This window comes from Vreelandella halophila, assembly GCF_019903425.1.
Classification (GTDB): Bacteria; Pseudomonadota; Gammaproteobacteria; order Pseudomonadales; family Oleiphilaceae; genus Halospina; species Halospina halophila.
Window position 1 is genome coordinate 2,179,889 of the sequence record NZ_JACHUZ010000013.1, and the last position, 14,507, is coordinate 2,194,395.

The 14,507-nt window shown below is 61.7% G+C and carries 10 protein-coding genes; 8 read left to right on the forward strand and 2 right to left on the reverse strand.

The annotated features are described in order from the left end of the window. Window positions 1-41: 41 nt before the first annotated feature. A complete protein-coding gene (gene pabB / locus H4I92_RS14495; RefSeq protein WP_077531253.1) occupies window positions 42-1,346 on the reverse strand; it encodes an aminodeoxychorismate synthase component I in 1,305 nt (434 codons plus the stop codon). 184 nt (window positions 1,347-1,530) lie between these two features. Between pabB and H4I92_RS14500 the strand changes: the two genes are divergently transcribed. From H4I92_RS14500 to H4I92_RS14520, 5 genes are all read left to right on the forward strand, one after another. Then, window positions 1,531-2,481, forward strand: coding sequence for an IS5 family transposase (locus H4I92_RS14500; protein ID WP_077528626.1), 951 nt, complete (start codon window positions 1,531-1,533; stop codon window positions 2,479-2,481). 163 nt (window positions 2,482-2,644) lie between these two features. After that, on the forward strand, window positions 2,645-3,298 hold the full coding sequence (locus H4I92_RS14505; protein ID WP_077531254.1) for a hypothetical protein: 654 nt from the start codon (window positions 2,645-2,647) through the stop codon (window positions 3,296-3,298). A 244-nt stretch (window positions 3,299-3,542) separates the two neighbouring features. Further along, the gene (locus H4I92_RS14510; protein WP_077531255.1) at window positions 3,543-4,523 is read left to right on the forward strand and encodes a DUF6160 family protein; all 981 of its coding nucleotides are present in this window, start codon (window positions 3,543-3,545) and stop codon (window positions 4,521-4,523) included. A 253-nt stretch (window positions 4,524-4,776) separates the two neighbouring features. Continuing rightward, window positions 4,777-6,633: an acylphosphatase gene (locus H4I92_RS17090; RefSeq protein WP_179105724.1), complete on the forward strand. Its 1,857-nt coding sequence runs from the start codon at window positions 4,777-4,779 to the stop codon at window positions 6,631-6,633. 23 nt (window positions 6,634-6,656) lie between these two features. Beyond that, the gene (locus H4I92_RS14520) at window positions 6,657-9,665 is read left to right on the forward strand and encodes a pyridoxal phosphate-dependent decarboxylase family protein (RefSeq protein WP_077531257.1); all 3,009 of its coding nucleotides are present in this window, start codon (window positions 6,657-6,659) and stop codon (window positions 9,663-9,665) included. A 46-nt stretch (window positions 9,666-9,711) separates the two neighbouring features. On the opposite strand, the gene H4I92_RS14525 is transcribed toward H4I92_RS14520, so the two are convergent. After that, window positions 9,712-10,344, reverse strand: a complete 633-nt coding sequence (locus H4I92_RS14525; protein WP_218668228.1) for a hypothetical protein — start codon at window positions 10,342-10,344, stop codon at window positions 9,712-9,714. 122 nt (window positions 10,345-10,466) lie between these two features. Between H4I92_RS14525 and H4I92_RS14530 the strand changes: the two genes are divergently transcribed. Genes H4I92_RS14530 through holB form a run of 3 tightly spaced genes read left to right on the forward strand, consistent with a single transcriptional unit; the run spans window position 10,467 to window position 14,462 of the window. Next, complete coding sequence (locus tag H4I92_RS14530) at window positions 10,467-11,438, forward strand: DUF58 domain-containing protein (protein ID WP_077531258.1); 972 nt, start codon at window positions 10,467-10,469, stop codon at window positions 11,436-11,438. Further along, complete coding sequence (locus H4I92_RS14535; RefSeq protein ID WP_077531259.1) at window positions 11,435-13,450, forward strand: transglutaminase TgpA family protein; 2,016 nt, start codon at window positions 11,435-11,437, stop codon at window positions 13,448-13,450. The genes H4I92_RS14530 and H4I92_RS14535 overlap by 4 nt, the downstream gene beginning before the upstream one ends. Then, window positions 13,416-14,462, forward strand: a complete 1,047-nt coding sequence (gene holB, locus H4I92_RS14540; RefSeq protein ID WP_077531260.1) for a DNA polymerase III subunit delta' — start codon at window positions 13,416-13,418, stop codon at window positions 14,460-14,462. Before H4I92_RS14535 ends, holB begins: the two co-directional genes overlap by 35 nt. The last annotated feature ends 45 nt before the right edge of the window (window positions 14,463-14,507 follow it).

Here is a 14,507-nt window from a genome sequence, read left to right on the forward strand (position 1 = left end):
ATCTCTGATACACGGAATATTGATCGCCTGCAGGCAGGCTCCTACAGGTTCGTGAGCACATCCATCAGCAGCCGGATCTTGGTGATCGACTCCTGATACTCCGCCTCGGGTTCGGAATCCGCCACGATACCACCACCGCCAAAGCAGGTGATTTCATCACCCCGACATTCCAGCGTCCGGATCGCGATGGTGCTGTCGAAACCGTTGCACGGGGTCCAGTGGAAGAAAGTGCCGCAGTACACCCCTCGGGGCTTCTCCTCAAGTTCGCGGATGATCTCCATGGCACGACGCTTCGGGGCGCCGGTGATCGAGCCGCCGGGAAACGCGCTGAGCAGCAAGTCCAGTGGTGATAGCCCGGGGGCCAGTTCCCCAGTTATGCAGGAGACCAGGTGGTGCACGTTGGCAAAGGTTTCCAGGGCGAAGAGTGGCTCGGCGCGGACTGAGCCAATCCGGCAGCAACGGCCCAGGTCATTGCGCAGCAGATCCACGATCATCAGGTTCTCGGCCCTGTCCTTGGGGCTTTCCAGCAGTTCCCGCGCCAGCTCGTGGTCCTCGCCGGGGGTACCGCCACGCCGGCGGGTACCCTTGATCGGACGGGTCTCCACCTGGCCCTGCCGCACCCTCAGGAACCGTTCCGGGGACAGGCTCAGGATGCGATTGACGCCGGTATCGAAGTAGGCCGAGCAGGGGCCTGGGTTGGCACTGTGCAGCGCCTGGAAGGCATGGATGGGGTGGCCCCCATAGGTTGCCCTGAACGGCTGGGCGTAGTTGACCTGGTATACGTCACCGGCGTGGATGTAGTCCTGGATACGCTGGATGCGCTCCATGTACTCCGGGCGTGACTGCAGAGCTTCAAACCCGGAGGTGAGCGCGAAGGGGGCTGGCCGGGCCGGGTCTTGCCTTTCATGGAGCGCGCCCAGACGGCCCTGGATGTGTCGCTGGCGTTCTGGTGGGCAGTCCGGGTGGATGCGCAGCTCCATTTCGCCGGTTTCCAGGCGGTACAGGATCAGCCAGTCATACTCGTTGACCTGGATGAGCGGGGCAGGCGAGGGCCTGCGTGCCGGCAGTTCCATTTCACCATCGCCATAACTCACAAACCCGAGCTTGAGCGGCAGCCAGCCGTCGCCATCGCCGGGTGACAGTCTTGCCCGCTGGCTGAGCCCGGTGGTGTGGTCGGCACACTGGTAACAGGTTTCGCGGAATCGGGGCAGGGCTGTCATGACCCGGATGGGCGCGGGCTCATGCGTTGCGCTGGGCACATCAAACAGACAGAAGCCGGGGTCGTCCGCAAGGGACTGTGCCAGCGCCGACCAGCTCAACTGTGACAGGACGTGTGTCGATTCCATGATGATTCCGGTGAAAAGCGTCACAGTTTAACCTTTCAGTGGCCGGGATGTGACCCCGTGAACGCCGCTGCCGTGCTGCTGTGGTGCACAATTGGCGCGAATGGTAAGACTAAGGAACCTCTGAAAAAGCCCCCGGATTTGCGACAATAGCGCCAGAGCCACCAATCGGGAAGGTCTTCACGCCATGAGCCAGATCAGCTTTGCCGAAGCCGAATACCAGAACAAAAAGCGCAAGACCCGCCGCGAGAAGTTCCTGGAGCGCATGGATCAGCTGATCCCCTGGAAGAAGCTGGAGAACAAGGTTGCCCGCTACTATCCCAAGGGCGAGAACGGCCGCCGGCCGTATCCATTGCAGGTGATGCTTCGCATCCACTGCATGCAGCTGTTCTACAACCTTTCCGATCCAGCGATGGAAGACGAACTCTACGAGATCGAGTCCATGCGCCGCTTTGCCGGCCTGACCCTGGCCGATTCGATTCCGGACGAAACCACCATTCTCAACTTCCGCCATTTTCTGGAGCAGCACAACCTGGGCAAGGCGATGTTCAAGGAAGTGAACAAGCACCTGGAGCGCCAGGGCCTGATGCTGCGCGAAGGCAGCATCGTGGATGCCAGCATCATCTCCGCGCCCAGCTCGACCAAGAACAAAAGCGGCGAGAGGGATCCGGAAATGCACCAGACCCGCAAGGGCAACCAGTGGTATTTCGGAATGAAGATGCACACTGGTGTGGATGACGGTTTTGGGATGATCCATTCGCTGGAAGTGACTGCTGCCAATGAGCACGATCTCAATGCGGCTGGCGCGTTGCTCCACGGCGATGAAACACGGGTTTTTGGCGATTCCGGTTACCGGGGCATTGAGAAGCGCAAAGAGCACCGGCACCGGAACGTCGACTGGTTCATCGCCCGGCGCCCTGGTGTTACCCGACAGCTGGCGGAAGGCAGCAACCTTGCCAGGGCGGAAAAGATCAAGGCCAGTGTTCGGGCGAAGGTCGAGCATCCGTTTCGTACCATCAAGCGTCAGTTTGGTTACGCTAAGGTCCGCTACCGCGGCCTGGCGAAGAACGCCAATCGGCTTTACCTGTTGGCAGCGTTCAGCAACATGCTTGTCGGTGAACGATACCTCCCCGCGTAGGGGAAGTGTGTCCGGTGGCCGCCAAAAAGGCGTTAACCGGACAAAAGATGAACAAATAGACCGGGCATTTATCGCCGAAATCGGTTCATCTCCGGATCGAAATCGGGAATTGGCGTTCAAAACTGGTTATTCAGAGGTTCCCTAACGCCCAGGAGGTTATATCATGTTCCGAACGCTGCTCTGTGCGCTCATTATCTGTGCTTTGGTTCCGTCCGCCGCCTTGGGCCAGGAGGGTGGGGAGGCCCTTAAGGAGCAGGGGACCAAGGAAATGGCATTTGGCCGGCTCTCGGAGAAGCAGCAGAAACTGGTTGTCGGGATGCTGAAAAAGCTCTTCAAGGAAGGCAAGGTCAAGGCTCAGGAGAGTATCCGGGAAAATGGCAGCTTTGTGCCCTATGGCTATGTCTCGAACCATCAGGGCAAGGGCCAGTTCCTGCATATCAATCCGGAGCAGAAGATGGAAGCTGAGGTAGCGGCCCATGCCGTCCAGAAGACCATCATCACCAATGCGCTTCGGGGTAATCTGGCAGCCAGTGGTCTTTTCATGACCATGGCGCTGCCGGAAGGGATAAAGGAGAAGACCCAGAAGCAACTGGAGGAATCCATCAAGGGGGACCGGGGTATCGATGACGTGCGGTTCCTGATGGTGGAGCTGCAGCATCTTGGTGGCCTGGGTCTGCTCATGTCTGTGCCCTACTGGCAGAACAGTGAGGATGAGTGGGTCTTCGGTGAGCCCGTTTCCCAGCAGATTAATCCGGAACTTCAGATGGCGGTCAAGCAGATGATGCGCAAGGCGGCCCAGCAGAAGAGTAACGGGTAACTACGCATTTTTACTCGGAAATAGGATCACTCCTGCGGCCACCTTCGGGTGGCCGTTTTCGTCAAATATCTGACCGAATGTTAATGGAATCACAATTCAGCTTTTCGTGCTCCCACTGCTCACCACCTGTGAACCCGTTCACCCTATGATCTGATTGTCTGACCTAGAATCACAATTGCCCGGTCAGATATGACCGGCAATAAAAATAAACGACGCAATCAAAGAATCTCCAAGGAGAACAAACATGAAAGGCCTGAATAAACTTGCACTGGCAACAGCTGTTGCCGCAGCTCCGTTTGCTACCCAGGCAATGGAGCCGATGTCTGAGTCGGAAATGGGCAACACCACTGGCCAGGCCGGTGTCACCATCGAGCTGAACACCCAGGTCAGCATGGATCAGATCGAATACAGCCAGAGCACTGATGCTGATGCGACTGGTTCCCTGCTGGTGAACAACCTGTCGATCGGCGGCATCGAGGGGGTCAGTGATGGGCTTGATGTGGCCATCAATGTCGACCTGCCCACCGGCCAGAGCGGAGAAGAGACCCTGCAGGATTTCGGCTCGAAAGCCGGCACAGCTCTTGGTGGTGAGGACCTGACGCTCAACGATGGCGATGCACTGATTTCTGTGCAGAGCTATAAGACTGATTCGGACGGCGATGCGGCTCCGGTGGACATGAACCTCAACGTTGGCGGTGCTGATAACAATGCGCTCCAGCTTGAGTCCTCCGATGGGGATTCCTCAGCTACACTGGTTTCCTCCATTGATATGGATGTGTTCCTGAGCCAGCTGGACATCATTGCCCGCACCGACAACGTGGTTGGTGGCGACAGTTCTTCCGGCTCACTGGAAATCGAAGCTGGCTTCGCCATTGATAACCTGGACGCCGAGTTCGACGTGGCTGCTGTTGGCCTGGAAGGCATGCGTATGGCTGGTGCCGGCTCGCTCGATATCCTGAAGGGCGCAGCTCAGGGCAACGGTGACGTGCTGGGCGGTGGCGCTGCTGTCGTCAGCATGGACATCGGCCAGGGCGAAGCACTCAGTGGTACTGATACTGCCAACGGTGAAACGCTCCGTGTCAACCTGGACAACTTCCAGGCTGACGTCTGGATGCCGACCATCAATGTTGGTGGCGGTGACGGTACCACTGCCAGCGTAGGCTCTGTTGGTATCAGCAACCTGCAGGTCAGCAACACCGAAATGGCGATCTACGGTCGCGAATAAAACGACCTGTGAAGCTGAAAAAGCCACCCTTCGGGGTGGCTTTTCTGTTTTGGGAATTCAGCCTCATCAAATCCGGTGCCTCTTGGGTAGAGTCCGTGAAAGGGCATCGCAAATGCATGGGGCCTGAAGGCGGTGATCCGGTGCGGCTGGAATCGGAGTTCTGAAAATGGCACGAAAGCAGAAAAAACAGACGATCGGGAAAAACCGGAAACCCTCCGCAAAAGCACCACGGGTAAGCGGGAATGGAAGTATTGTGGAACCGGAAGCTCTTTCGGAAGCTCGATCAAGGCTCCAGAACACATCCAGTGCGGCCGAAGTGACCGCCGCTGCCAGACAGATACTTGCAATCGATCCCGCGGATGCCGAAGGGTGGCGTTGGCTGGGTGAAGCCCAGTTGATCAACCAGAAACTGAATGATGCGGTTGTCAGTTTTTCCCGGGCATCCCGTGGCGATCCGAATAACGAAACCTTGATCGAGCGTTACGTTGGCCTTGCGCTTCGACAGGGCAGTTACCTCGACGCGCTCAATGCGACCCGTCATTGGGTGACGATCGCGAAGGAAAAGCCACTGACGGCGAAAAAGCTCCTGTCAGGGCTCTATGGTCTGCTTGGAAAGGAAGCACTCAGCTGTCAGTGGGGTCTTCAGGCCGCATACGAGCAGCCTTTGGCTAGGGCGGACTCTTCCGGAAAGGAACAGCTTCGGATACTGGTGCTGGGAACAGTAGGCTGTGCTCCCTATCACTATGACCCCACGACTGGGCAGCTCACCGTAACTGAGGGGCATAACAATCTGATGCATATGGTGGACACTGGTGCGGTCACGCTCAATTCCCTCAGTGTGGATGTAATCGACGGCCACCCCGGGGTCCTGGATGAGCTGCCTAGCATTGACCTCATCTACAACAGTATCACCGATGCGGGCCGTTGCCAGGAAGGCCTCAGGAAAGCCATTAAGGTATGCAGAAAACTCAGTGCACCAGTCATCAATGCGCCGGAAGAGGTGCTGCGCACCACCCGGGAAGAGAATGCGGAACGGCTTGGCCAGTGTGAAGGGATTCTCATGCCGAGAAGCGTTTCCCTGGGGCGCGTGAAGGGGGATATCAGTGACCGGGTCCAGGATGCCAGCAACGAGCACGGACTCAGGGCTCCGATCATCGTACGGCCATCGGGCTTCCAGAACGGCAGGCACATGTACCGTATTGATGAGCCTGAATCCACCCCCGTCAGGATCACGGACGAAGCCGAGGTCTACGTTCTCCAGTACCACGATGTGACTTTTACCGATCCACGTGCGGACGGTCACCGGTTCCACCCCAAATACCGCGCCTTCATGGTCGATGGCAGGCTTTACCCGGCGCACCTGCGGATGGGGCACGACGGGGACTGGAACGTTCACGGGGAGGAAACCCGCAAATCCTTCCGTAAGTTCCCGTGGCTCTACGACATGGAACAGGATTACATAGAGGATCCTGCGGCGCAGTTTGAGCCGGGTGTATGGGAGAATCTTGAAAAGGCGCTCCAGACGCTGGACCTGGATTATTTCGGGGTCGACTTCGCGGTCTGCACGGAAGCGGAAAACCACGGGAAGGTCGTCGTCTTCGAGACCAATGCCAGCATGCGCAGCTTCCTGCGCCAGACCTACCAGAACACACCGGAGAATGATGCAGCGCTGGCGATCATCCTGGCGACGCACCGGATGTTCTGCGCGCGCGCCGGCGTTTCGGAGTGGGAGTTCAACCCACCGAAAGGGCTCGAGGGGCCCGCCCAGGCGCATGGCTTTGAGGCGGACCCGGCCAACCCCGTTGCCTGGCACGTGCTGTTCAGTGGCGAGCTCCAGGGGCACGGTTTCCGGGAGTGGCTCCGGCATGAGTTGCACAAGCATAACCTGAGGGGCTGGCTCAGGAATCTGGCTGACGACCGGGTGGAGGCGGTTGTGGCCGGAAGCGAGGCGGCCGTGACGCAGCTGCTTTCAGACCCGGAAGGGCCCGAGGACGCCACCATTGAGAATGTGGAGGCTGTGGCCTGGAAGGGACCGCTCCCGAAGAGAATCCGGGTCCGGGATACCGCCACGGAGCCTGAGAAGGCTGCTGTTGAGACGGCCGAGGCCTAGCGGAGCGCTGTTGCGAGGTAATAATGGCGAATCTTGATCCGGAGGACGTCGGTTCCCTCAGCCGGTTCTTCCATGAAGCGCTTGAAGCCGGGCTGGATCATTATCGGGGGCTTGAGGAGGCGCCGGTCTGGCAACCAGCGCCCGAGCAGGCATTGCGTGCGTTTACAGGGCCGGCGCCAAGCCAGGGTCAGCCCGTTGGTGAACTTCTCGATCACTTCAAGGACCATCTGATCCCGTATACCAACGGGAACCTCCACCCCGGGTTCTTCGGCTGGGTCCACGGCGGTGGCAATCTCTATGGCGCCCTGGGTGAGCTCTGTGCAGCCTTGCTGAATAACAACCTCGGTGGCCGGAACCATATCGCCCATGCTGTCGAGGGGCAGGTTATCCAGTGGAGCCGGGAGCTGTTCGGGTTTCCGCGGCAGAGTTCCGGGCTGCTGGTCAGTGGCACCTCGATGGCCTCGGTCATTGCGCTTGCCGTTGCCCGTCGATGGGCTCTGGGCGAAGAAGTCAAAAGGCAGGGGGTCCAAGGGAAAGGACCGGTCCTGGTTGGTTACTGCTCAACCCAGACGCATGGGGCGCTGGTCAAGGCTTTCCAGCTGCTTGGTCTTGGCAGTGAGGCATTAAGGCGGGTGCCCGTGCGTGATGATCACTCGCTGGACACTGCGGCGCTGCGCGAATCCATCCGGAATGATCGTCGTGCCGGCCTGAAGCCGTTCGCGGTTATCGGGACGGTGTGCACCGTGAATACCGGCGCCATTGATGACCTGGCGGGGATTGCTGATATCTGCGAGGAGGAGCGGCTCTGGTTCCATGCGGATGCCGCATTCGGAGCCGCGCTGGCCTTGCTTGAGGAATACGCGGACGATCTGGCCGGTCTCGAGCGGGCGGACTCGGTGGGCTTTGATTTCCACAAGTGGTTCCAGGTGCCGTATGCGGTCGGTGGTGTGCTCGTGCGCGATGCGGAGGCGCACCGAAGCACGTTCTCCGAGCCTGTCGAGTACCTTGAAACCCAGCCCATGGGCCTTGAAGCGGGCGCGCCCTGGCCCTGTGACCTGGGGCCGGAGCTTTCACGTGGCTTCCTGGCCCTGAAGGTCTGGTTCACCTTCCAGGGGGTGGGGCTTGAAAGCATGGCGGCCAGTGTCAGGAAGCACTGCCGCTTGGCGCGTGAGCTGGCAATCCGTGTCAGCGCGGCTGACGACCTGGAATGCCTGGCGCCGGTCAGCAGCAACATCGTGTGCCTTCGGTATCAGCCGCCTGGTGGCCGTGCCGCAGGCGGTGTCTGTTCGGATCATTATCTGGATGCGCTCAACAGGGCCATCGTGACGCAGCTGCAGCTTCAGGGGGTATCCGCGCCTTCCACCACCACACTGAATGGATGCCTGGCAATCCGGGTCGCCATTGTGAACCACAGAACGGAGTGGAAGCATCTCGAGCAGCTGCTCCACCATACTCGGCGCATCGGCGAGCGTCTCGACCAGCACTACCCCCAGCTGCTGAACCCGACGCACTGGCACTTCATGCAGGGCGGTGATGGCAGGCTCATCGTGGATCCGGTGACCGGGCTCAATCGCTACGGCTGCTCACCCGCGCCCCGTGATCATGCCTTCACATTCGCCTCGTCCACGGCGTCGTCCGTTTCCCGGCAGGCCTACGAAGCGGCTGACTACTACCGCCAGAAGCTGCTGCATGACCTGCTTTCCAGCGATCCAAAAGAGGTTGTTCCGGATTGCTTCCGTCAGCTGGAGCATCAGCTGGTGGATCTTCTGGGACTGGGCGACCTTCAGCCGTCGGCCTTTCTCGTGCCCTCCGGGACCGATGCCCAATTGCTGTCGGTGGGTGTAACGGCCAGTGATTCCCCCGGCTCGTGGGTCAGTGTTGTCTGTGGGGCGGATGAAACCGGCTCCGGTACCCCCGAGTCGGTGACAGGCAGGCATTTTGACAGTGAAACCTGTCTGGGCGTGCCCGTTACCCGTGGCGAGCGGCTGACCGGTATGGCGCCCATTGGCTACCGCGCGATTGATGTCCACGACGGAACTGGTGGAATTCGCTCCCCGGTGGAAATGGATGCCGCCATTGAGGGGTGTGTCACGTCACTGGTCAGCGAGGGCCACTCCGTCATCCTGCATGCCATGGAGCAGTCCAAGCTGGGCCGGTGGTGCCCGTCACGGGGAGCCATGGACCGTCTCAGGGAGAGCTGTGGTGACCGTCTCCAGATCGTGGTGGACGCCTGCCAGTTGCGAACGGATCGGGAGGATCTGCGGAGCCACCTGGAAAAAGGCGATATTCTGCTGCTGACCGGTTCCAAGTTCTTTACCGGGCCCCCGTTCAGCGGTGCCGCCGTTTTCCCGGCCCGGGTGGGGCGGCGGCTGTCCCATGGGGCGGTACTGCCCGAAGGGTTCGCTGATTACATAACCTCAGATGGCCTCGGAACCTGGCAGTCCATGGTGTCGGGCGCCCGTCCGGCTCTCCAGACCGGGGTTCTTCTGCGGTGGCGCGCGGCGCTGGCTGAGATGGCGCGCTATTACACAGTGCCGGAACACATCAGGGTTGATGGACTGAACCGGTTCAGTGAACAGGTGGTGAGCCTTCTCCGTGAGCATCCACTGGTCGAGCCACTCTTTGCGCCGGATGATGACTGGTGGGCCCGGGATGATTTTGCCGGGCGGGAGCTGTCGAACCGTCGCAGCATATTTCCGTTTGTGGTGAAGTCCTCACCCGGTGGTGGCTTTCTGGACCCGGACCAGGCCCGGCGGTTGTACGAACTGCTGAACCAGGAACTGGACCGGGACTGTCTGGGGCCGCTGGGTGAGGCTATGCGCAGGGCTGCCGGCCAGTGCTGCCATATCGGCCAGCCGGTTCCGCTGAAGGGGATCAGCACCTCCGCGCTGCGGATCAGCATGGGTGCTCGGATCATCTCGGACAGCTACGCGTCAGGAGGGGGGTTCGAGGACCATCTGGAAGGGGAAGTGCGCCAGATCCGGATGATCCTCGACAAGATCGAGCTGTGCGTCAGCCAGTCCCTTCTCTGACTTTCAGGAGCGGGGTGGCCCGCGTACACAGCTCTTTCAGCGGGGCTTACTGCTGCGGCACGTCGATCGAGAGATCAAACCCGCCACCGGCCCTGGGGGTCAGCTTGACCGGCCCCTCATTAATCCCCTTAGGCAGATCAATGGCGCCTACACCCGGCGGGTTGTTGCCCATTGAGAAATTCAGGGTCTGACCATCGAAGCTGAGACCAAGCTGGTCGTTGGCATAGTTGCGCGTGAAGGGGCCCTCGGGGATATCCGGCGTGCCGTAACCGGGAATCACCGGCTGCGGCAGGCTGGTATCGAACTGCGGCTGCAGGCCCTGGAGTTGATCCGCGGGGGAGGCTAGCGCCTGGCGGATGAACTCCTGCTCCGCGTGATTCTGGGCCTGTTCCAGGCTGTCCATACGGTGGCGTTGCATGTCCATGACGGTCTGCGTCTCGTCCGCCTCGGTGCGGATGGGTTCGCCGGGGCGCACCAGTGCCCGGATGGCACGCGTCCGGGTTTCCTCAAGGGTCTGTGTCTGGCGATCACCGCGCGGAGAGACCACAATGGCGGAATCCTGAATGTAGGTCTCGACCATTTCATCCTGGGACAGGCTGCGTACACCATCGGCGAGCGCACTGCCGGCAATCAGGCCTGCACCCAGTGCGGTAACGGTAAGAATCGGTCTGAAAGCCATGGTCGTATGCTCCTGCGCGTAAGCTGATTGTTCACCAATCAGTATTTGATGTTTGACAGCGTATTGCAATAGTGATTAGTGCCTAACCGTAAGGGTCCGTTAACAGGCGTGACAGGGGTCAAATGCCCGGTAAGATTGTGAAACGTCCCTGGCGCCGGTGGGTGAACCGGCGGATTCCGCGGGCGGACGATTACCGCCCGGGGCGGCGTAACATCTTTGTCCTGCCTACCCGCGAGGGGCTGATGTTCACTGGGGTGCTTGTGATCTCGCTGCTCACCGGCATCAACTACCAGAACAGCCTGATCTATCTGTTCACCTTCATCCTGGGAGCGCTGTTCTACGGCACCATCTTCCAGACCTACCGTAATCTTGAGGGGTTGCACCTGAGCCTGGTGCGCGCGGGTGAATCGGAGGCCGGTGAATCTCTGCCCATGGCGATACGCATCCGGGATGAGGAAAACCGCCCCCGGGCAGCGCTGCGACTGCTGATCGACGGTGGCGAGCCGGTCACAGTCAGCCTTGAAGCCGGTGAGGGACGGGTGGTCGCGCTGCCGGTGGCCACCCGCCGTCGGGGACCGCTCAAGCTGCCGTCGATCCGGCTGGAAACGGACTTCCCGTTTGGTCTCATCCGGGCCTGGACCTGGTTCCGTCCTGCCTCCCAGGGCCTGGTGACACCACGGCCAGCGGTGCCGCCACCGTTCGAAGCATCACCCGACGCCGAGGGGGAAGAGGGCGAGGTTACCCTGGATGCAGCATCCGGGGATTCGGATATCCGGCTCAGGCCCTATCGCCTGGGCGATACATTGCGGCGCATCAGCTGGAAGCGCTTCGCCCGCAGCGGGCAGCTGGTGGTGATGGACTGGGACACGCCGCCGGCGGACCCGCGCTGGCTGGACTGGGAGCAGTTCCCGGGCGCTGATACGGAACTGCGGCTGAGCTATCTGGCCTGGCATGTGGGCCGGCTCAGTGAGCAGGGGCAGCCCTTCGGGCTGAAAATGCCGGGCCAGACCATAGAGCCGGATACCGGGGACCAGCATGAACGGGTGTGCCTGAACCACCTGGGCGCCTTTGGGTTCGGGGAGGCGCCGGCATGAATCGCCATCACCTGGATCCATGGGTCGCCGCCTTTGGCCTGATCCTGCTGGCCCAGGTTCAGCGCCTGCCGCTGTGGCTGTCGCTGGGCGCCGGCGCGGCTGTGGTGTCCGGCTGGCTTGTCCAGCGCTACCGCAAGCGTGGCCTGCGTCCACTGTGGCTGGGCGTGCTGGCGGTGGTCAGCGCTGCGGCTTTCTGGGCCTACTACCGGGGCCAGTTCACGGTGGATACCGCCGCCTCCTTCCTGATCCTGACGGTGGCGCTGAAATGGCTGGAGCTGGGGCGGCGCCGGGATCTGTTCATCCTGTTTTTCATCCAGTGCTACCTGGCGGTGGTCACGCTGCTTTTCCATCAGTCCATGCTCTGGACAGGCGGGCTTCTGGCCAGCCTGTTTCTGCTGTTTACCGGCCTGCAGATGGCGCTCGGTGGCCGTGTCCAGGGCATGGGCGGAGAGGCCATGAAGCGCTCGGCACTGGTGTTCGTGAAGATGCTGCCGGTGGTGGTCGTGCTGTTCATCTTCTTCCCCCGTATCGGGCCGCTGTGGAGTGTGCCACTGGTTTCGGAACAGGGTACGACCGGTCTGAGCGACACCATGGAGCCCGGGGCCATCACCAGCCTGGCGCAGAATGACGACCCGACATTCCGGGTGACTTTCGGCGGGGATACGCCCGAGCCGGGCCAGCGCTACTGGCAGGCGCTGGTGCTCGACCGTTTCGACGGCAAACGCTGGGACAGGCGCAGCCTGGATGACCGGGAGGGGGTATCCCGGGTGCCCGAGGATGCGTCAGCTGGAGAGCTGGCGAACGACGAATACGAGGTGATGCTTGAACCCCACGGCCGGCGCTGGGGATTCGCGCTGGTAGACTCAGTGCCGGCGTCCACCAATGTGAAACTCAACCGCAATGGAATGGTGCGCTTCGAGCGCAGTGTGGATACACGGCGGCGTTACCGCATGCAGTACGAACAGCCAGCAGAGGCGCGGCGCCTGTCGGATGCCGAGCGGCGGTTCTACACCCGGCTGCCCGGAGGCACGAATGAGCGCACGCGGGAATGGGTGGCCCGGCAACGGCGTGAGGCGGATGGCCGCCAGGCACTGATCCGGCAGTTGATGGAACACTTCAACGAAGAACCCTTCCATTACACCCTGCAGCCTGAAGCGCTCGGCAATTCCGATACAGTGGATGCGCTGATGTTCGAGACCCGGGAGGGGTTCTGTGAGCACTACGCCAGTGCGCTGGCGTTCATGCTGCGCGCTGCGGATATTCCGGCGCGAATCGTGACCGGGTACCTGGGTGGCGAATCGGGCGTCGACAACGAATACCTGATCGTGCGCCAGTATGATGCCCATGCCTGGGTGCAGGCCTGGCTGCCGGGGCGGGGCTGGGTACGGCTTGATCCCACGGCCATGATCGCGCCGGAGCGCATCGAAAGCGGACTGCGCGAGGCCATGCAGGGGCAGGGCGGATTCCTGCAGGATGACCCCTTCTCCATGAACCGTTATGCGGATGTGGGCTGGGTCAACTGGATGCGCCTGCGCCTTGATGCCGCCAACTACTACTGGCAGCGCTGGGTGGTGGGCTATGAAGGCCAGACCCAGCTTTCCCTGCTGGGGCGGCTGCCCGGCGATATTGACCGGCGTATGCTGGGCGTGATCACGGCCGTGCTGGTTGCCGCCCTGATCCTGGCCGGCGCCGGCATCTCCCTTCTGCGCGCCCGCCGCCAGCACTTCCGCGATCCCTGGTACCGCCTGTATGATCAGTGGTGTCGTTGGTTGGAGCATCAGGGGACCGGCATTGGCCGGAGCGAGACTCTGGCCGCGCAGGTGTCGGCGGCTGAAGAGGCGTTTCCGACGCTCGGGCCGGACATCCGGGCCCTGGGCATGCTTCTGCAACAGGCTTTCTACAGTCCAGAGCAACCCGACCAGCAGGCGCTCGCGCGGGCTCGCCGCCTTATGAACGTAATCCGAAAACGGAAATCCCATGGCCGATCCCGAAACACAGCCGCTGCAGAGTGACTTTTTCGCTCCATGGCCCTGGCAGTCCGGGGTGCATCAGCAGCTTTCACAGCGCCTCAGGGAAGGGCGCTTCCCGCATGCGTTGATGCTGCTGGGCCCAGCGGGGGTGGGCAAACGCCAGCTTGCGGTATCGCTGGCGTCACTGCTGTTGTGTGAGGCGCCAGTAAACGCCGGTGAGGGCATGAGCGCCTGCGGTGAGTGCAAGCAGTGCCGCCTGCTGGGCGGTGAGGGCCACCCGGACGCGCGCCGGCTCATGCCCACGGACCAGTCCCGCTATATCCGTATCCACCAGGTGAGGGCGCTCGGCGGCTTCGTGATGGAAAGCCCCCAGGTGGCGCGCCGGAAAGTGGCGGTCATTGAGCGTGCGGATCAGCTCAACCTCAATGCCGCCAACGCGCTGCTCAAGACCCTGGAGGAACCCCCTTCAGACACCTTCCTGCTGGTTCTCCAGCGTGAAGGGCAGCCCGTGCTTCCCACCATCCGGTCGCGCTGCCAGATCCTCCGGGTGGAGGCGCCCGGGACCGCCGAGGCGAGGAACTGGCTGGCGGAGCGGCGTGACGAGGATGCGGCCGCGCTCGATCAGGCGCTGCGGTGGGCCGGCGGTGCGCCGCTGGAGGCGCTGCGGCTGCTGGAGGCGGACAGACCGGGGCAGCGGGCCCAGTGCCTGAAGGCCCTGCAGCAGGCGCTAAAATCCGAGATCACCATGTCCGAGGCGGTGAAACCCTTCCTGGCCATGCCGCTGACCGAGGCGCTGGACCTGCTCCAGGGGTGGGCACTGGACCTGGCCCGGGCCGGGGCGGATCCGGAGGCCATTGCGGACAGTGAGGCGGCGCCGATGCTGAGGTTCCTGGCCGGGCGCCGGCATCCGGCGGAGCTCACCTCCCTTCATGAGGCCATCATGGAAGTCCGTCGCGGGCTGGATTACAACGTCAATCCGGAGCTGGAACTGATCGGTGTCCTGGAGCGGTGGCGGCAGCTGATGCGCCGGCCAGGGGTGGCAAATCCGGCGTGAGCCGCTAGACTGACGAAAAGCGCAAAACGGTAAGCAGACGGGAGA